Here is a 19702-nt window from a genome sequence, read left to right as displayed (position 1 = left end):
AGGATCGCGATGAGGATCGCAATGGTTTCCGAACATGCCAGCCCGCTCGCCGCGCTCGGCGGCGCCGACGCCGGCGGCCAGAACGTCCACGTCGGCGAGTTGTCGGCGGCGCTGGCCCGCCGTGGCCACGACGTCGAGGTCTACACCCGCCGCGACGACCCCGACCTGCCCGACCGGGTCGATACCGAGCAGGGCTACACAGTGGTGCACGTGCCCGCGGGGCCGGCGCGGTATGTGCCCAAAGACGAACTGCTGCAGTACATGGGGACGTTCGGACGCTACCTGGATCAGCAGTGGAACCGCGAACGCCCCGACATCGCGCACGCGCACTTCTGGATGTCGGGGATCGCCACCCAACTGGCCGCCAAACGCCGCCGGGTCCCGACCGTCCAGACGTTCCATGCGCTGGGCGTGGTCAAGCAACGACACCAGGGGCACCGCGACACCAGTCCCGCCGAACGGCTGCGGTTGGAGACCCGGGTCGCGCAGGAGGCGACCTGGGTGACGGCCGGTTGCAGCGACGAGGTGTTCGAGTTGATGCGGCTGGGCCGGGACCGGTTGCGGATCTCGGTGGTGCCCTGCGGTGTCGACGTGGACCGGTTCACGCCGCACGGCCCGACCGCCCCCCGATCGGGGCGGCGCCGCATCGTCGCGGTCGGGCGGTTCGTGCCCCGCAAGGGATTCGACACCGTGATCGAGGCACTGACCACCGTCCCGGCAGCGGAACTGGTGATCGTCGGCGGACCCGAACGGGCCGAACTCGACACCGTCCCGGAGGCCTGCCGGCTGCGGAAGCTGGCCACAGATCTCGGTGTGGCGGAGCGGGTTTCGCTGTACGGCTCGGTTGCCCGCGAAGATATGCCGGCGCTGTTGCGGTCGGCGGACGTGGTGACGTGCACGCCGTGGTACGAACCGTTCGGCATCGTGCCGCTGGAGGCGATGGCCTGCGGGGTGCCGGTGGTGGCGTCGGCGGTGGGCGGCATGCTCGACACCGTCGTCCACGACCTGACGGGCCTGCTGATCCCGCCGAAGGATCCCCGCGCATGCGCGAACGCGGTGACCGCGATCCTGCGGGATCGGCGCGGCGCGGCGGCCTTCGGCGCCGCCGGCCGGGAGCGGGCCCGCTCAAGGTACTCCTGGGAGCGCGTCGCCACCGACACGCTGCGGGTCTACGACCGGCTGCTGCCGGTGCGCGCGCCGGTCCGCACCGCCGCGCGGGCGTCGGGGCAGGGATGACCTCCGACGCTGTTGCCGCCCGCGGCGGATCGGAGGAACATTGGGTGCACTCGACCGGGGGCCTGGGACGGAGCGATGCGATGGCGCTGGCGGACCGCGATGACATGATGCGCGAGGTGGCGGACCTGGTCCGCACGTTGGACCAACGCCCGCACGTCGACGCAGATGCTGCGCTGGACGAGCTGATAACCAGTCTGCTCGGCCATATGCCTTGCGCCCAGCATGCCGGCGTCACCCTCGCGACGTCAGAAGCCGAAGTGCAGACGCTGTCGGCGACGGGCCGGTACCCGGCCGCGCTCGATGACATTCAGCGCCGACTCCGGGAGGGGCCGTGCCTGGCCGCGGCGTGGAAACAGCACCTCGTTCGCGTGGACGACATCTGCCGAGAGGAACGCTGGCCGTCGTACTGCCGAGAGGTCGCCGAGACGACACCGATCCGATCCGTCCTGGCGTTCGAGTTGTTCACCGGCCGCGGAAGCACCGGAGCCCTGAACTTTTACGCCGAGAGCGCGAGCGCCTTCGACGACGACGCGGTGGAGCTGGGTCTGACGCTGGCGACTCACGCCGCGCTGGCCTGGCACATGGTGCGCCGCGATGAGCAGTTCCGAAGTGCGCTGGCCTCCCGCGATGTCATCGGCCAGGCCAAGGGCATGCTCATGGAGCGGTTCGACATCGATGCGGTGCGAGCCTTCGAGTTGCTCAAGCGGTTGTCGCAGACCACGAACACCCCGCTTGCCGATGTGGCGCAACAGGTGGTCAGCCGGCAAGGGGCCGGGCAGTGAGTCCATCGGCGGCGGCCGCACGCGGCGAGCTGGCGCGGCTGCGGGCCGACGAACTGCAGCGACGGCGCGACGAATTGGCGGCCGGGCTGGCGGTGACTGCACACCACGCCGGGATCGCCCGTCAACGGGCCGATGCGTCGCGGGCTCGCGCCGAACAGGCGCACCGGGACGCCGCCGCCAGACACCTCGACGCGGTCTCGGCGCATCTGCGGGCCGCCGCCGCGCACGAGCAGGCGGCCCTGTTGGCCGGCAACGGCGACGGGGACGCCCACCTCGACGCCGCCGAACTCCACCGCGCCGAGGCGCAACTACACCGGCTGGCCGCCGCTGAGCAGGACCGGGCGGAGGTGACGGCTCAGGACCGTACCTCCATCAGCAACAGCGCCCCGTTCACGCCGCCCTCGGCGGGCGCCTGAAAGCCGGTGCACATCACCCGGACCGTCGCCGCGCGGCCCCGGCGATTGACGGCATCGACCAGCGCCTCGCCCGGATTGTCCGGATCGACGAACGCGTTGCCGATCAGCGGTCGGATGTTGTCCATGGGCAGTCCGACTATCCAGGCTGGTCAGCGCGGCCCCGACCGTCTCGTCCGAACGCAGCCCCCATAATTCCTCGCAGCCGCGGTTCCACACCACCACCCGCATCTCCCGGTCCACCACGACCATCCCGAGATGGACCGAGTTGACCAGTGAGTCCAGGAAGTTGCGCGCGTCGTCCAACTCGATGCTGCGCTCCCGCAGCGTGTCGTTGATGGTGTGCAGTTCGTCGTTGGTCGATTGCAACTCCTCGTTGGTCGTCTCCAGTTCCTCGACCGTCGACTGCAGCTCCTCGTTCGTCGTCTCAAGCTCTTCGTTGGTCGATTGCAGCTCCTCATAGGCCGCCTCGAGCTGGCGGTTGGTCGCGACCACCTTGTCGACCAGCGCCCGCGTGGCGGTCACGTCGAAGAACACGATCGAGACGCCCAGCAGACCGTTCTCGGCGTCCACTAACGGATTGACGTGGATCTCGAACCACACCGTTTCGGAGCCGGGGCGCTGCCAGCTGACGTCCTGGATCCGGGCGGAGCGCCGTTCCACCTTGGCCTGCTCCAGATAGGCGCGCAGTTCCACCGGGCGATAGGAGATCTCCAGATCGCGTAGCAGCCGTCCGATGTCCCGGGCCGACAGCCCGAACAGCGTCTCGGCGTGCTGGTTGATCATCGCCACGGTGTCCTCGCCGGTCACCACGATCTGCGCCACCGGGCTCGCCCGAAGCGCCATCTCCCGCACCGTTACCAACGCCGGCAGGTCAGCGTGCCGTTCATACATCGACGCCGCCGGGTCGTACCGTTCCAGGCCGCTGTGTGAGCCCGCGGCCTTGCGGAAGACCCGGTGCCGCAGGCTCATCGGGGTGAAGCGATCACTGTGACTCAACAGCATCTCGGCGTGGCCGAGGAACAGTGTGCCCTGCGCGGAGAGCGCGAAATGTAAGCGGCCCAACACATTGCGCTGTGTCTCGGCGTTCATGTACATCAAGGTGTTGCGGCACACCAACAAGTCCACCCGCGAGATCGGAGCGTCCTTCACCAGGTCGTTGCGGCCGAAGATCACGCCGCGTCGCAGATCCTTGTGAAAAACGTACCGGCCGTTGACGGCTTCGAAATACCGGTCCAGGTACTGCTGCGGCACCGACTCGACAGCCTTGGCGTCGTAGGTGGCGGCCCGCGCCTCGGTGAGCGCGTCCTCGTCGACGTCGGTGGCATAGATCTCGACCCGCTGGCGGAAACCGTCGGGGCCGAGCGCTTCGGCCAGCAGGATCGCCAGCGTGTACGCCTCCTGGCCCGAGGCGCAACCCGCACTCCACACCCGGACCGGGTCGTCGGGGCCGCGTTCGGCCAGAATCCGCGGAATGACGTCGGCGGCGATGTAATCCCAGGAGTCGGGGTCGCGGAAGAACGCCGTGACGTTGATCAGGATGGTGTTGAACAGTGCCGAGAACTCGTCGGAGCTGGCCTGCAACACGTCCAGGTACTGTTCGTAGGAATCGAATCCGGCCTGGCTCATCCGGTGGTTCACTCGCCGTACCAGCGACGCGCGCTTATAGCCGGTGAAATCGAAACCGCGGGAGTCCCGCATGTACCGCAACAGCGCCTCGAACGCCTCGTCGGCTTCCTGGTCGATCCCGTCCATCTCGCCCCGTCCGCTCGGAGAAACCTCGCGTTCACAAACCCTACTCGCGGATTTTGCGGGGCTGCGGAGGCTACAGCCGGCTCTCTGGACCGACCACCGCCCACACCGTCTTACCGCCGGGGGTGGGGCTGCTGCCCCAGGCGCGGCAGAGTGCGGCGAGCACGCTCAGCCCGGAGGCCCGGTAGGCGCCACCGGCGCCGGCTTCGCGGCGCATCGCCGGCGATCCGTCGGCGTCCTGGACGGCGATGGTGACCGTGGAGTCGGCGCTTTCCAGCAGGATCACCGGCGGACTTTCGGTATGGCGAAGCACGTTCTCCACCAGTACATCGACGATGACCTTGGCGGTCGGGATGAGCTGTTCCTGCGACCAGTTGGTCAGCAACTCGGCCACGAAGTCGCGGGCGCCGCGCAGACTGCTCAGTTGACGCGGCAGCTCGATGCGGACCCGGCGGCGCGGGCGCTGGCCGGCTGCCAGGGATACCAGTGCGCTCTCGACGTCGGCGTACACCGGGACGTAGCAGGTCACGCCGGTGCCCGAAATCTTGTCAGCGATCTCCGGCCGGGGGCAGACCAGCAGGATTGGGATATCGGGCCAGGTGTTCACATGCCAACGGGCGCTGGTGAACACCGACCACGCCGAGGGCGCCGGCACGTCCAGACCACCGACATCGACCATCACCGCCCGGGGTTCGTCCAGCGCCGCCTTGATCACGCTGTCGCGCAGCTCCAGATAGGTGCTGCTGTCGAGCCTGCCGAGGGCGCGCAGCAGACACGCACCGGCCACGGTCTCCGCGGACACCGTGAGCTGACTCGATCTCCTAGACAGGGCCCGCATCCTGCCTGTGATAGATGGCGGCCAGCCGGCTGCCCAACACCGACATGGCGTGTTCGGCCTCGCGGGCCAGCCCGTCGTAGCGTTCTCGCAGGAGTCCGGGGGGTACCTGGTCGGCCAGCCGGCGCGACAGCTTGGCCTTCTCCTGCAGGCTGCGTAACGCGACCCACAGCGCATTGCCGACCTCGTCGTCGCGGGCCTGCAACAACGCGTCGGCGGTCCAGGCGTGTCCGACGTGGCAGCGGTAGCTGCCGTCGCTGATCGCGATCAATGCGCCGTTGCAGTCCGGGCAGACGTAGCCCGATGGCGGCCCGAGTTCCTCGGTGTCGAAGTCGGTGGCGAACCGCCCGGCCATCGCGATGCGGTTCTCCAGCTCCATTCGGGTGTCCGGCTCCATCTCGGCTTCCTCGAATTCTCGACTGGTCAGCTTCTCCAGCAGCGCGCCGATCTCGGCGGCCGGCGCCTGGTGATCGACCAGCCCGGCGTCGATCGCGTTCTGCGGCATCGCCGGAAACAGCGCATCATTCGGTGCTTGGGCGATCGCCGTTCCGCCACGCGATCGGATGGCGGCCAGTCCCAGCACCCCGTCGTCGAGCACCCCGGACAACAGCACCCCCGTCGCCCGTGGACCGTGGGTGAGCGCGATCGACCGAAACAGCGCGTTGATCGCCGGCCGGTGCCCGTTCTCGGTGGGGCCTTCGGTGAGCACGATCCGACCGTCGTCGACCAGCAGGTGATGATCGGGCGCCGCGACATAGATCCGGCCGTGCTCCAACCGGGCCCCGGTGGTGGCGGTGACCGCCGGCAAGGTGCCGTGGCAATCCAGGATCCGCGACAGCACGCTGGGGGCTGCGGCCGGCATATGCAGCACGACCAGAATCGCACTGGGCAGCGTCGCCGGCAGTTCGGCGGTGAAACTCTTCAGCGCTTCGACACCACCGGCTGACGCCCCCACGCCGACGACGTTGAGGGGGCGAGGATCGTCTGCCATCGCGCTCACCACCTTCAGGTGGCTACCCACTACGGCGGCGTAGGCAACCTCAGTGCGCGATGCCCAGCGTAGTCTTCTCGCCGCAGCGTCAGTCGACGGTCAGTAGCGTGTGGTCGACCAACGAGACCGAGTCGGAGCTGAAGGCTCCGCTCATGGCTGCCAGGAAGCGTTCTGCGAGTTCGCGCACCTTGACGTTGGTCTCCTGGGAGCGCCACACCAGGATGTCGAACGCCCGCTCAGCGGAGATGCCGTAGGCGACCATCAGCACGCCCTTGGCCTGCTCGATCACGCCCCGCGACTCGGCGACCTCGGAGACCGCGGCGCTGACGTCGGCCTGCAGCACGTCGGTGACGTCAACGTAAAAACCGGCGGTGCCGGTCACCACCCCGGCATCGTCGACCATGCGGTCACCGACCACGATCACCCAGTGCTCCTGCTCGCGGGTGTCGATGATCCGATGCCGGCTGCTGAACGGCTCGCCCTGCACGACCCGCTCCAGCACCTCGGCGACCTGGGGGCGGTCCTCGGGATGCTTGTGCTGCAGCAACAACTCGGTGCTGGGTTCAACCGTTCCCGGCTCATAGCCGTGCATGCGCGCCACGGTGTCCGACCACTCCCAGCGCTGCTCGCCCAGCCAGTATCGGAACCGGCCGACACGTTGCGGCTCGCCGTGGCCCACTACGAGATCGAGGTCACTACGGACCTCGAGATCGTCGCCTGACGGCGTCGCAAATTGAGCATTGGTATCCCCGACCACCGCATACCCGCCTTCTCGTACTCACACGCTATGAGCTGATTCCAAGGGCCGGCGGCGAGCCGCGGTCCGGAATCACAGGAAGGAATGCAAGGACGTCCTGACCGGCGCTGTCTGCTGAACGCCCGAGCTTGCGTAACTATCCACAATTTCCGCACGCCGCGCAACCGAATCATGATTTGTTTCCCCGTCGACGCTGCCGGGTACCTGCGGGTGACGGGCGCGGTGCTCGTTCCAGCAAAGGGACCCCCGCCCCGATGACACCCGATCGAACTCAACGGAAGGAGTCCGACGTGAAGTTCTCCACGACCGCAGCCAAGACAGCCGCCGGCGCGGCGGGTATCGCCGCGGTGAGCGTCTTCGCCGCGACAACCGCGATGGCCGAACCGGCGATCCAACCGTTCGGCACACCCGAACAGCTCCACGACGGCGCACTGTCGACGTCCTACACGGTCAGCAACCTGAGGCCGGCCAACGTGGTCATCCCCGGCTACCAGCCGGACGGCAAGCTGTACCAGGCCGACGTGACGGCTCGCGCGGACCGGGGGACGGTGACCCCGCTGGTCACCGCCTTCAACGCCAGGGCGGCCAACAGCGACACCTACCGGGTGATCAACACCGTGCCCACGCCGGGCGGTATCAACCCGGGCCCCATCGCCCAGGGCGCGTCGGCCGATGGCAAGATCTACTTCGACGTCACCGGCCCGCCGCCCGACGGCGTGGTCTACAACGACGGCGTCCAGGATGTGATGATCTGGACGAACAAGGCTTGACGCCGACCCGAGATGGGCCCGATCGGCAGGATCGGGCCCATTCGGATGGTGTTCCATGCGTGCGCTGAAGCGTGCTCTGGTCACCGGCGGAGCCGGATTCCTCGGCAGCCGGCTGTGCGCCCTGCTGCTCGCCGAGGGCGCGCAGCGGGTCTGGTGCGTCGATGACCTGTCCACCGCATCGGAAGCCAATCTTGCTGTAGTACAGCAGCTTTCCGGGACTTCCGAGATCGCCCCGGAACTGGCGGCATGAGCCGTGGCGACGACGCAGGTGCCGGGAGCGCAACGGTATCTACCCGACCGGCGGACGCTGAGCGCACTGCGGGAGGCGGCCGCCGGCTGTCACGGCTGCGAGCTGTATCGCGACGCCACCCAGACCGTGTTCGGCGAGGGCCGCGGCGCACCGTTGATGCTGGTCGGTGAGCAGCCCGGCGACCAGGAGGATCGACAAGGCCATCCGTTCGTCGGTCCGGCCGGACGGTTGCTGGACCGGGCGATCCACGACGCGGGCATCGACCCGGAGCTGGTCTATGCCACCAACGCCGTCAAGCACTTCAAGTTCACCCGCCGGGAAGGCAAACGCCGGATCCACCAGAAGCCCGGCCGGACCGAGGTGGTGGCGTGCCGGCCGTGGCTGATCGCCGAGATCGACGCGGTGCGCCCGCAACTGGTGGTCTGCTTGGGCGCCACCGCCGCGCAGTCGCTGCTGGGCGCGGCATTCCGGGTCTCCACCGGACGCGGCGAGTTGCTGAACCCGCCGACCGGTGCCCAGTGCCGGCCGCCGGTGCTGGCGACCGTGCATCCCTCGGCGGTGCTGCGGGATCGCAGTGACCGGCGCGACGAGGCCTACCGGGCGTTCGTCGACGACTTGCGCGTGGCCGCCACCGCGGTGACCGGCGAGCACCGCTTGTACGACGGCGCTGTTTGACAACGAGGGTGACGGGTAACCGTGTGCCGATAGAAGGGAGCGCACCATGCCGAAGACCGCGGACTTCATCATCGACCGGTTACGCCAGTGGGGAGTGCACCGGATCTTCGGTTATCCCGGTGACGGCATCCTCTCCATGCTCGGCGCACTGGACCGGGCCGACGGCGATCCGGAGCTGATCCAGCCCCGGCACGAGGAGATGGGCGCCTTCATGGCGACCGGGCACGCCAAGTTCACCGGCGAGCTCGCCTGTTGCCTGGCCACCTCCGGCGGCGGGGCGATCCACCTGCTCAACGGCCTCTACGACGCCAAACTCGACCACCAGCCGGTGGTCGCCATCGTCGGCCAGCAGAAGCGGATGTCGCTGGGCGCGGCTTTCCAGCAGGAGATCGACCCGATGTCGCTGTACAAGGACGTCTCGTCGGACTTCATCCAAACCTGCATGGCGCCGGTACAGGCACGCCACCTGGTCGACCGGGCGTGCAAGGTGGCGCTGACGAATCGCACGGTGGCCACCATCATCCTGCCCGAGGACGTCGCCGAAGAGGACGCGGTGCCGTCGCCGCCACGGATGCACGGGGCGGTGTTCAGCAGCGTGGGTTGGTCCCGGTCGCGGATGCTCCCGACGCAACCGGAACTGCAGAAGGCCGCCGACATCCTCAACGACGCCGAGAAGGTGGCGATTCTGATCGGCGCCGGCGCCGCCGACGCGTCTGATGAGGTGGTGCAGGTCGCCGAGCTGCTCGGCGCCGGGGTGGCCAAGACCTCCCTGGGCCGGGCGTCGCTGCCCGACGATCTGCCGTATGTCACCGGCCCGATCGGGCTGCTCGGCTCCACGGCCAGCGAAGCGATGATGTCCGGCGCCGACACGCTGTTCATGATCGGGTCGAGCTTCCCCTACTCCGAATGGCTGCCCAAAGAAGGGCAGTGCCGGGGAGTGGAGATCAACCACGACGGCCGGATGATCGGCGTCCGGTATCCGATGGACGCCAATCTGATCGGCGACTCGCAGGACACCCTGCAAGAGCTGATTCCATTGCTCAAACGCAAAGAGGACCGGTCCTGGCGCAAAAAAATCGAAAGCGAAGTGCAGGAATGGTGGCGGGTGCTCGACAAGCGGGCCCACGACAAGGCCGACCCGCTCAACCCTGAGCTGGTGGTGCACGAGCTGTCCAAGCGGCTGCCTGACAACGCCGTCATCACCACCGATGCCGGCTCGGTGGCGAACTGGTGGGCGCGGCACCTGCGGCTGCGGCCGGGCATGGCCGCCTCACTGGCCGGCAACCTCGCCACCATGGGCCCGGGCACGCCGTATGCGATCGCCGCCAAGCTGGCGCACCCGGGCCGACCGGTGATCGCCCTGGTGGGCGACGGCGTGTTCCAGATGAACGGCATGGCCGAGATGATCACCGTCAAGCGGTACAAGGATCGGTTGTCCAAGGGTCCGTTGATTTTTTGCGTGTTCAACAACCAGGACCTCAACCAGGTCACCTTCGAACAGCGGGCGATGGGCGGAGAACCGAAATTCGAGGAAACGCAATACATTCCGGATGTGCCATATGCGGAGTTCGCCAAGCTGCTCGGGCTGACCGGTATCCGCTGCGATGACCCGAAGAACATCGGCCATGCCTGGGATCAGGCGCTGGCGGCGCCGGGCCCGGTGGTGCTGGAAGTGGTCGTGGATCCCGACGTCGCACCGGTTCCGCCGCAGCTCCGGATGGACATCGCGAAGAACACCGCCAAGGCGATGATCAAGGATCCGGACCGGGTCAGTGTCGCCACCAAGGGCGCCAAGCAGAAGATGCACGAGTTCACCGAGTCGGCCAAGCAGGCGGTGCGCGACCTGCGCGACAAGGACGATTGAGTGAGCCTGCTCGGTACGCCGACGACGCCGCCTAGGGATCCGGAGGGGTCGGCACGGTGTGCGATGCCCCATTACGGGAGTGACCAATGGCGTTTGTCGGCGGCTGCAGCCGGGTAAACCGGCTAGGTGAACCCCACCATCGCCACGTACGCTACCCGACCTGAGCTAGTGACCCCGGCCGGCGTCTATGCGCCGCAGCAGGATTCGCACCTACTGGTCGACGTCATGGAGTCATCGGGGCTGGCCCGCCGGCGCCGGGTACTCGACCTGTGTACCGGGTCCGGTGTGGTGGCGATCGCGGCGGCCGAACTGGGCGCGGGTAGCGTCACCGCATTCGACATCTGCCCCCGCGCGGTCCGGTGCGCCCGGGACAACGCGGGCGCGGCCGGGGTCGACATCGAGATCCGGCACGGGCCGTGGGCCGGCGCATTGAGCTGCGAGCCGTTCGACCTGATCGTGTCGAATCCGCCGTATGTGCCCAGCCCGCGCCACAGCGGGCCGGTCCCGGTGGCGGGCGGGCCGGAGTGGTCGTGGAACGGTGGCGTCGACGGCCGGATCGTTCTCGATCCACTGTGCCGCACGGCGGCCACGCTGTTGCGCAGCGGTGGATCGATGTTGCTGGTCCAGTCGGCGCTGGCCGATGCCGCCAGGTCGCTGAAAGCGTTGCGGGACAGCGGACTGGCGGCGGACATCGCGGCTACGCGGTGGATTCCGTTCGGCCCGGTGCTGTCCGCTCGTGCCGACTGGCTGGAGCGAACCGGCCGGCTGCCCCGCGGCTGCCGCGAGGAGCAGCTGGTCGTGATACAGGCGGACAAGCCGTGAGCGAGCCGCAGCCCCACCTGGTACAGCCGGTGCGCAATGGCCCGGTGCTGGTCGCCGGGCCGGTCCGCATCGAAACCCCCGACGGCGTCGTCGAGTCCGACCGGTTCATGGTCGCGATCTGCGCCTGCGGGCGCAGCCGCAGCTATCCGCTGTGCGACACCAGCCATCGGCGGCGCGACCCGTCATCCCGCCACGCTGACGGCGACGCGGCCGACGCCGAGTAGGTCGACCGAGGTTGCACTACGGCTCGGTGCCGTAGTCGTCGTGGGGAAGCGGAACGCTGATCGCCTGGTCGATCACGTCGGCCGGGTTGGCGTCCTTCTCGTCGATGTTCTCGAGCCGGGCCGGGTCCAGCCCGTCGTCCTCCTCGCCGGCGTCGGCGGCCAGCCACTGTTCGGCGCGGTCCGCCTCCGGGAGGCCCTCGCTCGGCGACAGTCCTTCAGCGTCGATCATCATGACCCCTTTCGGTTCCGCGCTTGCGCGCTCCGGCCTGCCAGCTCCGCCCGCTGCGCGACGAGCAGGGCATAGTCCGACTTCAGTTGGTCGTTATCCGATCTCAGTCGATTGTTGTCCGACTTCAGCCTGGTGTTGTCCGATTCCAGTCGGACGTTTCGGGCTTCCAGGCCCAGGATCTCCCCGATGCCGGCCACGTTGACCCCCACACCGGCCAGCTCGACGATGCGCCGCAGCCGTGCCAGGTCGTCGTCGCTGTAACGGCGGGTGCCGCCCGCGGTGCGCGCTGGGGTGAGCAGGCCGCGCCGCTCGTAGAGCCGCAACGTCTGCGGACCGATGCCGGACAACTCTGCAGCCACGGAGATGCTGTATACCCCGAGTCCGGATCGGGCATTCATGTTCTCGGTCAAGGCGCGTCGCTTCCGTTCGTCGGAGATCCTCTTGCACGAACCTACCATCGGTGCTATATAAAAATCTATGTCAGCGGACATAGATGATCTGCTGCAGATTGAGGAGGTGGAGATGATGTTGATGCGTACCGACCCGTTTCGCGATCTCGACCGCTGGACCCAGCAGGTCCTGGGCACCGCGGCGCGGCCGGCGGTCATGCCGATGGATGCCTGGCGCGACGGCGATCAGTTCATCGTCGAGTTCGACCTGCCGGGGATGAAGGAAGACTCGCTGGGCCTCGATGTCGAACGCAACGTGCTGACGGTGCACGCCGAACGGCCCGGCCTGGATCAGAGTCGCGAGATGGTGTCGGCGGAACGGCCCCGCGGGGTGTTCAGCCGACAGCTTTTCCTGGGCGACAACCTCGACGCCGAGCAGATCCAGGCCAGCTACCAGGACGGGGTGCTTCGAGTGACCATTCCGGTCGCGGAGAAGGCAAAGCCGCGCCGGATCAAGGTCGCCAGCGGACACGGCGAGCGGGCCATCAACGGCTAATTGCGAGGGGCCGGGAGGCGGCCTGCATGGTGAAGGAGGTGAGCAGCATGACCACCGACACATTGCCCGCGGAGGTGCTGGACGAGGCGGACCGCATCGTGCGCGCCGAATGGCTGCGCCTGCTGACCGCGGCGATCCCCGAGCGCTGGCACGCGGTGCGCACCGAAACGCCCGCCGCCCGGCCCCGACCCCCCAAGCTCGCCATTCGTTGCGCCACACCCGAGCGGCGTGGCGCGCCGCCACCGGGAAGCCCTCGGAACCGGTCGGACACGCGGCGGCGCAGCCGGCGAGTGTGGCCGACGCAACGGTCGCCTCCGGCAGGCCTCCGAGGTCCCGATGTTGTCCGCCGTGTGATGACGGGAGGTGATGGCCCGACGCGATGAGCACCGCGAGGTTCGGCGTGGCCCCGCTGCCCACCCTGCTCTCCCGGGCAGCGGGCCCGCCGGCCCGCAGCAGGAAAGTATGTCTTGGAGTTGGTGAGCGACCGTGGCGATGAGCGACAGCCCCGATCCCTACGACGTTCTGGGAGTGCCGCATTCGGCTACCCAGGCGCAGATCAGCCATGCATTCCGCACCAAGGTGCGTACCCTGCACCCCGACACCGGCTATGCGGGTTCGTCACCACCCGATGATGCGGCCGCACGGCTGCGGCGGCTGCTGTGCGCATATGACGCATTGCGTCAGGGCGGCCACCAAGACGCGGGGACCGGTCCGGTGACGATCCCCGTCAGCTACCGTCGGCGGCCGCCGTCATCGCAGGATTACCTGCGGGCAGGCCCGGTGCGCCGGCACCGCTGACCGTGAGCTCGCCCCCGGTCTCAATGTGGATGTGCTCGAAGCCGATCAGATCGAACAGCCGGCGCACCGCCGGCCGACTGCTGTGCAGCACCGCCACCCGGTCATGTGCGGCGCAACAACGGTCGAGCAGCAGCAGCTGCCGGTGGCCCACGAAGTCCAGCTCCCGGGCGTCGATCTCCAGGGTGGCCTGTGACAGCAACGGCAGGATGCGGTGCAAGGTGGCGGCGAACAGCGCCTCACTCGCGGCATCGAGATACCCGGCCAGTGCGATCGCGTTGCGCCGGGCGGGCTGGTTGTACAGCTGGAACGGGATAGCAGCCGGCCCGGCCGCCGCGTGCAGACACAGCAACCCGGCCGCCGTCTCGCCCAGCTCGGCGATGTTGTACCCGCACAGCGCCGCGACGGGCAGCGTCGAGATTCGCCGGTCCCCGAGGAACTCCAGTGCTGCCTGCGCCTCACGCTGCTCCGGTGTGCGGGCCACCGGCGTCACATCGATCACGACGCGCAGACCGCTGTAGCCGTCGGCGACCGCTGCGATCGCGGCGGCCGCATAACGCTCGGCCATGCCCGCGGCGTCCACGACGTCGCCGCCCGCCCGAAACACGAAGTGCTCCGGCACGGTTTTGACGTCCACCCCGTCGGCGGCGGCGCCGAGCCCGGCCGCGGCGAGGGCAGCTCGAATCCTGGTGGGCTCGTCGTCGCCGACGTAGCTGACCCGCTGGCCCAGATTCAGGCCGAGTGCCAGGTATTCTGTTGCGCGGCAAATGAATTCATCGTGATCACGGTACTGCCAGCCGATGTGGCCGAATTCCCCCGATGGGTCGGCCCGGCGGGTGGCTGTCATGCTGATTCCCTCATCCGCAGGTGCGCCTGCACCGTGGTCCCGGATGCTGCGGTGTGGATTCGCACCAGGTCCGCGGTGGCGTTGACCACGAACAATCCGAACCCTTGCTGGTCGTCGTAACTGACCGGCCGTCGGCCGGCCATCGGGTCCGCCAGGTGGCCGGCGTCGCGTACCTGGCAGACCAATTGGCCGGCTGACTCCCAGAGCAGCAGGGTGCACGGGCCGCGCCCGTGCTGCAGGCTGTTGGAGGCCAGTTCGTTGACGATCAGTTGCAGGTCGGCGATGTCGGCATCGGAGAATCCGAACCAACGGGCGTACTTGGCGGCGAACGCTCGGGCGAAAGCCAGGTCGGTGAGTTCGTTCAGGGTGCAGCTCGCCGCGGTCGGGCTGCTCGGCAACGGCTCGTTGTAGCGTGCCCAGGCCGCCTCCGGGGCGAAGGCCGCGCTGTTGCGCTCCGGATGCCCGGCACCGTCCAGGCGCGGATGGGTGATCTCGGCGTCGACCAGGATGTCGGAGTTCAGATTCGTTGCGTCATACGGGCAAAGAACCGTGACCTCCCGGCCGGTGAACGCCCGGTTGATGAGGGCTTCATGTTGGACACAGGCCGGATACTCCTGGTCGGATCGGCCCTGCCAGACCGGTTCGCCGACCATTCGCACCGGTCCGGTGGGATGTTGGGCGGCAAACGCGCCGAACACGCCGCCGAGGATGTGACCGGGATTGCGTCCGACCCGGCTCATATCCGCCGTCGTCACGGAATCGGCCGTCCCCTCGGGAAGGGCGTCTCGCAGCAGCGAGAGATTGGGTTCGGGCACCGCCACCAGGATTGGGATCCGGGCGGCCGCGCTGTCGGCGAGGAACGGCACCAGGTGCTCTACGTAATCCCTCGGCGATCGGTAGAACAGCGCGATATGACTGAAGGAGCCGTGGTCGGCAGCGGCAGCCATCGCATGTGCCCCCGTCATTGAGCGGGCCGCAGAACCCGGTCAGTTTAACGCTGCCGGGGGCGGCGCTGGTCAATCAATACCAGTAACGCCGACCCGCCACCGGACGCCCGATCGCTCCCAGAATCCACAGTGCCGCGCCGATCACCACCAGAATGATTCCGATCGTCCACAACACATTGATCTTGAGAACGAGCGCCAGAATAAGCAAGATCACTCCGAGTGCAATCATCACCGATCCCTTCTGTTAAACGATCCGAACGACCGCACCCTGCGACGAGGGCTGCGGTAAATGGCAATCCGTCACGACCGGGTTGAACCCGAGATAGTTCAGCGGACCGGCCAGTGTGGTGACCGCGATGGTTCCGGCAGTCGCGCAACTGGTCTGATGCCCGTGGAAATAGTCTCGCTGCCATGCGGCGAAAACGCCGATAAGCAGCCATATCAGCACAATCGCACCGGCCAGTCCACCGATCCGCATCCGTCCTCCATTCATCTGTACTCCCGATAATTCCCGCTTCTATCGCTGTCGAAACCTCGATGTTTGGTGCCTGCAGCAGCGGGGTACTGCGGCAAATCTGCGGACATCGACGAACGCGAGGAACGCGAGGACGGAGTGCGGCAGATGATGTTGCTTGGCCCGGGCGAATCCGGTTTGCGGGCAGGAAGTCACGCAGAATGGATCGGCGAAGCCGGCGACCTCGTCGATCACCTGCTGCGCAACGTCGCGCACGGCCGCTTTGAGCGGTCATTGTCGGCGATGACGGCGGTGGCCGCGGTGGTGACAACCGCCGAGATCTATCTCGAGCATTACAAGGCCGGCTTCGGCAACAAGTGGATGTGGAGCCCCGTGCTGGTCACGCCGCCGGTGGTGATCGCCGGTATCGGCGGGGTGTTCTCCCGCCGTTGGGCCAAACGCTGGCTGCCGTTGACCGCCGGGGTCTACGCCGCCAACGGCCTGCTCGGGGAGTACCTGCACGCCCGCGGGGTGGCACGCAAACCGGGCGGCTGGCGGAATGCGTCCTACAACGTTCCGATGGGCCCGCCGATCGCGGCACCCGGGCTGATGGCGATGGTCGGCGGAATGGGACTCCTGGCCGCGGTGCTGCGCCGCGAACGCTGACGGGCCGCAGCCCATGGCCGACACCTCCCGCCCCGACCATCTGCCGAACCTGCGCGCCGATCGCCAACCCCCGCACCCGTCCTGGCTGCCCCGGCAGCGCCGCGGCACCACACCGCAGATGATCGGGCGCTATCCCGATTTCGATGTGCTCGAGTCGCAAGACAGCTGGGACGAGGCCACCCGCAAGGTGGTGTTGGCCCGGCTCGAGCCGCCGGGACCGTTGCGGTTCTTCACCGCCGCCGAGGAGTCCACCCTGCGGGCTTTCTGCGACATCGTGCTGGCACAAGACGAGGACCCGCGGGTGCCGGTGGCCGAGTTCATCGACGACAAACTGGCCGACGGCCGGCTTGACGGCTACCAGTACGCCGACATGCCCGATGACGGTGACACCTGGCGGCTGGTGCTGCAAGGCCTGGACGAGGCCGCCAAACAGCGGTACGGCAGGCCGTCATTCGCCGACGCGGAGGTCCCCAGCCAACTGGCGCTGGTCGAACAGTTCTCCCGCGGCGGGTTGTACGGCGGCGCATGGTCGCGGTTGAACGAGAGCCGGGCGTGGTCGGTGTGCATGCGCATGGCGTTGACGGCGTTCTACTCGCATCCGTGGGCGTGGAACGAGATCGGATTCGGTGGGCCGGCTTACCCCCGCGGATACATGCGACTGGGGGGACCGAGCGGCCGGGCGTCGGTGCGTGAACCGTTCGAAAGTCGTGGCGCCGTCGACAAGGACCCGGTGAGACTGGTGCAAGAAGAGGGCTCGTAGTGGGCGATTTCTGGCGGGGCCTGCTCAAGGGATCGCTGGGCCCGCCCGACAATGACTCACGGTTCCTGCTCGACGTGCAATCGCGGCAGTTGCCCGGTGAGAACACGATGCGCCGGTATGCCACCGATGACGAGGTCGACCTGGTCGTCGTCGGGGCCGGCGCCGGTGGATCGGTACTGGCGCAACGACTGGCGCGGGCCGGCTGGCGGATCGTGATCATCGAGGCGGGGCCGTTCTGGCATCCCGACACCGACTGGGTCTCCGATGAAGCCGGATCGCACCCGCTGTACTGGACGCAGAAGCGCATCATCGGCGGCGGCGATCCGATCGAGCTGGGCAAGAACAACTCCGGTCGCGGCGTCGGCGGCTCGATGGTGCACTACGCCGGCTACTGCCCGCGGTTCCACCCCAGCGACCTTCGGACATACCGTCTCGACGGGGTCGGAGCGGACTGGCCGATCGCCTACTCCGACATCCGCCGCCACTACGAAGTGCTGGAGGCCGAACTGCCGGTGGCGGGGCAGAACTGGCCGTGGGGGTATCCGCACCGCTACCCGTCCTCGCCGCATCCGATCTCCAGTGCCGCGTCGAAGCTGTGGGAGGGCGCGCGCAACCTCGGAATCGAGATGCGGGTCGGTCCGGTCGGGATCGTCAACGGCACCTTCGGAAACCGGCCGCACTGCATCTACCGCGGCTACTGTCTGCAGGGCTGCAAGGTCAACGCCAAGGCCAGCCCCTATGTCACCCACCTGCCCGACGCGCTGGCACACGGCGTGGAGATCCGGGCCGACAGCATGGCCGCCCGGATCGAACTCGACGACACCGGTGCGGCCCGCGGTGTCGTCTACTTCGACAGCGACGGCACCGAGCACCTCCAGCGCGCCAAAGTCGTCGCGGTGGCCGGCTACTCCATCGAAACCCCACGGCTGCTGCTCAATTCGACCAGTTCCCGGTTCCCCAACGGGCTGGGAAACAACACCGATCAGGTCGGCCGATACGTCATGGTCCAAGGCGCCTCCCAGACCGCCGGCCGGTGGCCCGAGGAGCTGCGGATGTACAAGGCGCCGCCGCCGCAGGTGAGCAGCGAGCAGTACTACGAAACCGACGCCACGCGCGGATTCGCCCGCGGGTTCTCCATCCAGACCGTCTCACCGCTGCCGATCGGCTGGGCCGAGCACGTGCTCGCCGACGGGCACTGGGGACGGGCGATGCGCGAATACATGCGCGACTACAACCACTGGAGCACGATCGGTGTCCTCAACGAACTGCTTCCGCTGCCGGACAACCGGGTCACACTGGCCGACGAGGCCGACGACTTCGGCATCCCGGTGGCCCGAATGGATTACACCCGCTGCGACAACGACAAAGCGAACATGGCCTACTCGACCCGGGTGATCACCGACATCCTGTATGCGGCCGGCGCCCAGGACGTGCTGACCATCCAGCGCTATGCCCACCTGATCGGTGGCGCTCGGATGGGTACCACGCCGGAGAACTCTGTCGTCGACGCCGACCAACGGGTATGGGAGGTGCCCAATCTGTTCCTCTCCGACGGCTCGGTGTGCCCGACCCAGGGGTCGGCCAACCCGGCACTGACCATCATGGCGCTGGCCTCCCGGCTCGCCGAGCGGCTGGCCGGAAAACAGGTTCTGCAGAAGGGATTCCAGTCATGACTCAGACCGTCGTCATCACCGGAGCCAGTGCTGGGATCGGCCGCGCCGTCGCGCAGCGGTTCGGTGCCCGCGGCGCGAAGGTGGCCCTGCTGGCCCGCGGCGAAGCCGGATTGCGGTGCGCGGCAAGCGATGTCGAGGGTGCCGGTGGGACCGCGCTGCCGATTCCCACCGACGTCGCCGACTATGCTGCCGTGGCGGCCGCGGCCGACCGTGTCGAGAACGAACTCGGTCCGATCGACGTCTGGGTCAACGTCGCCTTCGCCTCGGTATTCGCGCCGTTCAGCGAGATCGGACCCGACGAGTTCAAACGGGTGACCGAGGTCTGCTACCTCGGCTTCGTCTACGGCACCATGGTGGCGTTGGCGAAACTGAAACCCCGTGACCGCGGCACGGTGGTGCAGGTGGGTTCGGCCCTGGGGGAGCGGTCCATCCCGCTGCAATCGGCGTACTGCGGCGCCAAACACGCCGTCAACGGCTTCACCGAGTCGGTGCGATGCGAGCTGCTGCACGACCGCTCCAGGGTCAACATCACCATCGTCCAGATGCCGGCGGTCAACACCCCGCAGTTCTCCTGGGTGCTGTCCCGGCTACCTCGCCATCCGCAGCCGGTGCCGCCGATCTATCAGCCGCAGCTGGTCGCCCGGGCGGTGTTGCGTGCCGCCGACCATCCGCGGCGCAAGCAGTACTGGGTCGGTGAGAGTACCGTCGCCACCCTGCTGGCGCAGCGCGTCGCCGCACCGCTGCTGGACCGCTACCTGGCCCGTACCGGCTACGACTCGCAGCAGACCGGTGAACGCGTCGACGGTGTGCCGCCGCACAATCTGTGGGAGCCGCTCGACCAGCAGCCCGGTAGCGACCACGGCGCGCGCGGGAAGTTCGACGACTCCTCGCACGCGCACAGCCCGCAACTCTGGGCGGCCCGGCACGCCCGGCTGGTCGCCGGTGCGGCCACCGCGCTGGGTGCGGCCGGCGCCGGTGTGCTGGCCGCCCGGCGGCGTTGATTCACACTGTTTCC

General features: G+C 68.1%; 24 protein-coding genes and 1 pseudogene. 15 read left to right on the top strand and 10 right to left on the bottom strand.

Annotated elements, in window-relative coordinates; translation table 11 throughout:
- Positions 1 to 9 precede the first annotated feature (9 nt).
- The 3 genes from BST10_RS01610 (at position 10) to BST10_RS01600 (ending at position 2434) form a co-directional block, all read left to right on the top strand.
- Positions 10 to 1236 carry a glycosyltransferase gene (locus BST10_RS01610; protein ID WP_083036027.1) on the top strand — a complete coding sequence of 409 codons (1227 nt, stop codon included), beginning with the start codon at positions 10 to 12 and terminating at the stop codon, positions 1234 to 1236.
- 80 nt (positions 1237 to 1316) lie between these two features.
- Entirely contained in the window at positions 1317 to 2018 is a 702-nt protein-coding gene (locus BST10_RS01605) for a GAF and ANTAR domain-containing protein (protein ID WP_083036155.1), read from the top strand.
- Positions 2015 to 2434 (top strand): hypothetical protein, encoded by a 420-nt coding sequence (locus tag BST10_RS01600; protein ID WP_109559351.1) that lies wholly within the window; start codon positions 2015 to 2017, stop codon positions 2432 to 2434. Before BST10_RS01605 ends, BST10_RS01600 begins: the two co-directional genes overlap by 4 nt.
- Here BST10_RS01600 and BST10_RS01595 read toward each other — a convergent pair.
- The 4 genes and pseudogenes from BST10_RS01595 to BST10_RS01580 form a co-directional block, all read right to left on the bottom strand.
- A pseudogene (locus BST10_RS01595) lies at positions 2374 to 4186 on the bottom strand (CheR family methyltransferase). The gene BST10_RS01600 and the pseudogene BST10_RS01595 sit on opposite strands and share 61 nt — an antisense overlap.
- A 70-nt stretch (positions 4187 to 4256) precedes the next feature.
- Entirely contained in the window at positions 4257 to 4985 is a 729-nt protein-coding gene (locus BST10_RS01590) for an STAS domain-containing protein (RefSeq protein ID WP_235673632.1), read from the bottom strand.
- A 19-nt stretch (positions 4986 to 5004) separates the two neighbouring features.
- Positions 5005 to 6009, bottom strand: a complete 1005-nt coding sequence (locus BST10_RS01585; RefSeq protein ID WP_109559365.1) for a chemotaxis protein CheB — start codon at positions 6007 to 6009, stop codon at positions 5005 to 5007.
- 88 nt (positions 6010 to 6097) lie between these two features.
- Positions 6098 to 6766, bottom strand: a complete 669-nt coding sequence (locus BST10_RS01580) for a PAS and ANTAR domain-containing protein (RefSeq protein ID WP_083036025.1) — start codon at positions 6764 to 6766, stop codon at positions 6098 to 6100.
- 290 nt (positions 6767 to 7056) lie between these two features.
- Here BST10_RS01580 and BST10_RS01575 point away from each other — a divergent pair, with 290 nt between their 5' ends.
- From BST10_RS01575 to BST10_RS01550, 6 genes are all read left to right on the top strand, one after another.
- Positions 7057 to 7536 carry an MPT63 family protein gene (locus BST10_RS01575; protein ID WP_083036023.1) on the top strand — a complete coding sequence of 160 codons (480 nt, stop codon included), beginning with the start codon at positions 7057 to 7059 and terminating at the stop codon, positions 7534 to 7536.
- Between the two features lie 55 nt (positions 7537 to 7591).
- Positions 7592 to 7786 carry an NAD-dependent epimerase/dehydratase family protein gene (locus BST10_RS01570; protein WP_083036021.1) on the top strand — a complete coding sequence of 65 codons (195 nt, stop codon included), beginning with the start codon at positions 7592 to 7594 and terminating at the stop codon, positions 7784 to 7786.
- A gap of 3 nt (positions 7787 to 7789) precedes the next feature.
- Positions 7790 to 8461 (top strand): UdgX family uracil-DNA binding protein, encoded by a 672-nt coding sequence (locus BST10_RS01565; protein ID WP_083036020.1) that lies wholly within the window; start codon positions 7790 to 7792, stop codon positions 8459 to 8461.
- Positions 8462 to 8507: 46 nt separating this feature from the next.
- Entirely contained in the window at positions 8508 to 10325 is a 1818-nt protein-coding gene (locus BST10_RS01560) for a thiamine pyrophosphate-requiring protein (RefSeq protein WP_083036018.1), read from the top strand.
- Positions 10326 to 10463: 138 nt separating this feature from the next.
- The gene (locus BST10_RS01555) at positions 10464 to 11147 is read left to right on the top strand and encodes a HemK2/MTQ2 family protein methyltransferase (protein WP_371869224.1); all 684 of its coding nucleotides are present in this window, start codon (positions 10464 to 10466) and stop codon (positions 11145 to 11147) included.
- Positions 11144 to 11371: a CDGSH iron-sulfur domain-containing protein gene (locus tag BST10_RS01550; protein WP_013829999.1), complete on the top strand. Its 228-nt coding sequence runs from the start codon at positions 11144 to 11146 to the stop codon at positions 11369 to 11371. Before BST10_RS01555 ends, BST10_RS01550 begins: the two co-directional genes overlap by 4 nt.
- Before the next feature lie 16 nt (positions 11372 to 11387).
- Here the strand turns inward: BST10_RS01550 and BST10_RS01545 are convergent, their stop codons facing one another.
- On the bottom strand, positions 11388 to 11600 hold the full coding sequence (locus tag BST10_RS01545) for a hypothetical protein (protein ID WP_242665656.1): 213 nt from the start codon (positions 11598 to 11600) through the stop codon (positions 11388 to 11390).
- Positions 11600 to 11998: a MerR family transcriptional regulator gene (locus BST10_RS01540; RefSeq protein WP_081465671.1), complete on the bottom strand. Its 399-nt coding sequence runs from the start codon at positions 11996 to 11998 to the stop codon at positions 11600 to 11602. The genes BST10_RS01545 and BST10_RS01540 overlap by 1 nt, the downstream gene beginning before the upstream one ends.
- A gap of 124 nt (positions 11999 to 12122) precedes the next feature.
- On the opposite strand from BST10_RS01540, the gene BST10_RS01535 reads away from it, so the two are divergent.
- Positions 12123 to 12545 (top strand): Hsp20/alpha crystallin family protein, encoded by a 423-nt coding sequence (locus BST10_RS01535; RefSeq protein WP_041320097.1) that lies wholly within the window; start codon positions 12123 to 12125, stop codon positions 12543 to 12545.
- Between the two features lie 492 nt (positions 12546 to 13037).
- Positions 13038 to 13343: a J domain-containing protein gene (locus BST10_RS01525; RefSeq protein WP_235673631.1), complete on the top strand. Its 306-nt coding sequence runs from the start codon at positions 13038 to 13040 to the stop codon at positions 13341 to 13343.
- Here BST10_RS01525 and BST10_RS01520 read toward each other — a convergent pair.
- The 4 genes from BST10_RS01520 to BST10_RS01510 form a co-directional block, all read right to left on the bottom strand.
- Entirely contained in the window at positions 13273 to 14187 is a 915-nt protein-coding gene (locus tag BST10_RS01520) for an MEDS domain-containing protein (RefSeq protein ID WP_083036010.1), read from the bottom strand. The genes BST10_RS01525 and BST10_RS01520 overlap by 71 nt on opposite strands.
- On the bottom strand, positions 14184 to 15134 hold the full coding sequence (locus BST10_RS01515) for a sensor histidine kinase (protein ID WP_083036008.1): 951 nt from the start codon (positions 15132 to 15134) through the stop codon (positions 14184 to 14186). Before BST10_RS01515 ends, BST10_RS01520 begins: the two co-directional genes overlap by 4 nt.
- Before the next feature lie 73 nt (positions 15135 to 15207).
- Positions 15208 to 15363, bottom strand: coding sequence for a hypothetical protein (locus tag BST10_RS23130; protein WP_085975726.1), 156 nt, complete (start codon positions 15361 to 15363; stop codon positions 15208 to 15210).
- Positions 15364 to 15378: 15 nt separating this feature from the next.
- Positions 15379 to 15612 (bottom strand): hypothetical protein, encoded by a 234-nt coding sequence (locus tag BST10_RS01510; protein WP_083036148.1) that lies wholly within the window; start codon positions 15610 to 15612, stop codon positions 15379 to 15381.
- Positions 15613 to 15756: 144 nt separating this feature from the next.
- On the opposite strand from BST10_RS01510, the gene BST10_RS01505 reads away from it, so the two are divergent.
- The 4 genes from BST10_RS01505 to BST10_RS01490 are packed head-to-tail and all read left to right on the top strand — an operon-like array spanning position 15757 to position 19688.
- Complete coding sequence (locus BST10_RS01505; protein WP_083036146.1) at positions 15757 to 16254, top strand: hypothetical protein; 498 nt, start codon at positions 15757 to 15759, stop codon at positions 16252 to 16254.
- 13 nt (positions 16255 to 16267) lie between these two features.
- Positions 16268 to 17014, top strand: a complete 747-nt coding sequence (locus BST10_RS01500) for a gluconate 2-dehydrogenase subunit 3 family protein (protein WP_083036006.1) — start codon at positions 16268 to 16270, stop codon at positions 17012 to 17014.
- The gene (locus BST10_RS01495; RefSeq protein WP_083036004.1) at positions 17014 to 18687 is read left to right on the top strand and encodes a GMC family oxidoreductase; all 1674 of its coding nucleotides are present in this window, start codon (positions 17014 to 17016) and stop codon (positions 18685 to 18687) included. The genes BST10_RS01500 and BST10_RS01495 overlap by 1 nt, the downstream gene beginning before the upstream one ends.
- Entirely contained in the window at positions 18684 to 19688 is a 1005-nt protein-coding gene (locus BST10_RS01490; RefSeq protein WP_083036002.1) for an SDR family oxidoreductase, read from the top strand. The genes BST10_RS01495 and BST10_RS01490 overlap by 4 nt, the downstream gene beginning before the upstream one ends.
- Positions 19689 to 19702 lie beyond the last annotated feature (14 nt).

The organism is Mycolicibacter algericus DSM 45454, from assembly GCF_002086455.1.
GTDB lineage: Bacteria > Actinomycetota > Actinomycetes > Mycobacteriales > Mycobacteriaceae > Mycobacterium > Mycobacterium algericum.
The sequence above is the reverse complement of the archived record's forward strand: the minus strand, read 5'-3'. Positions and strand labels throughout refer to the sequence as shown.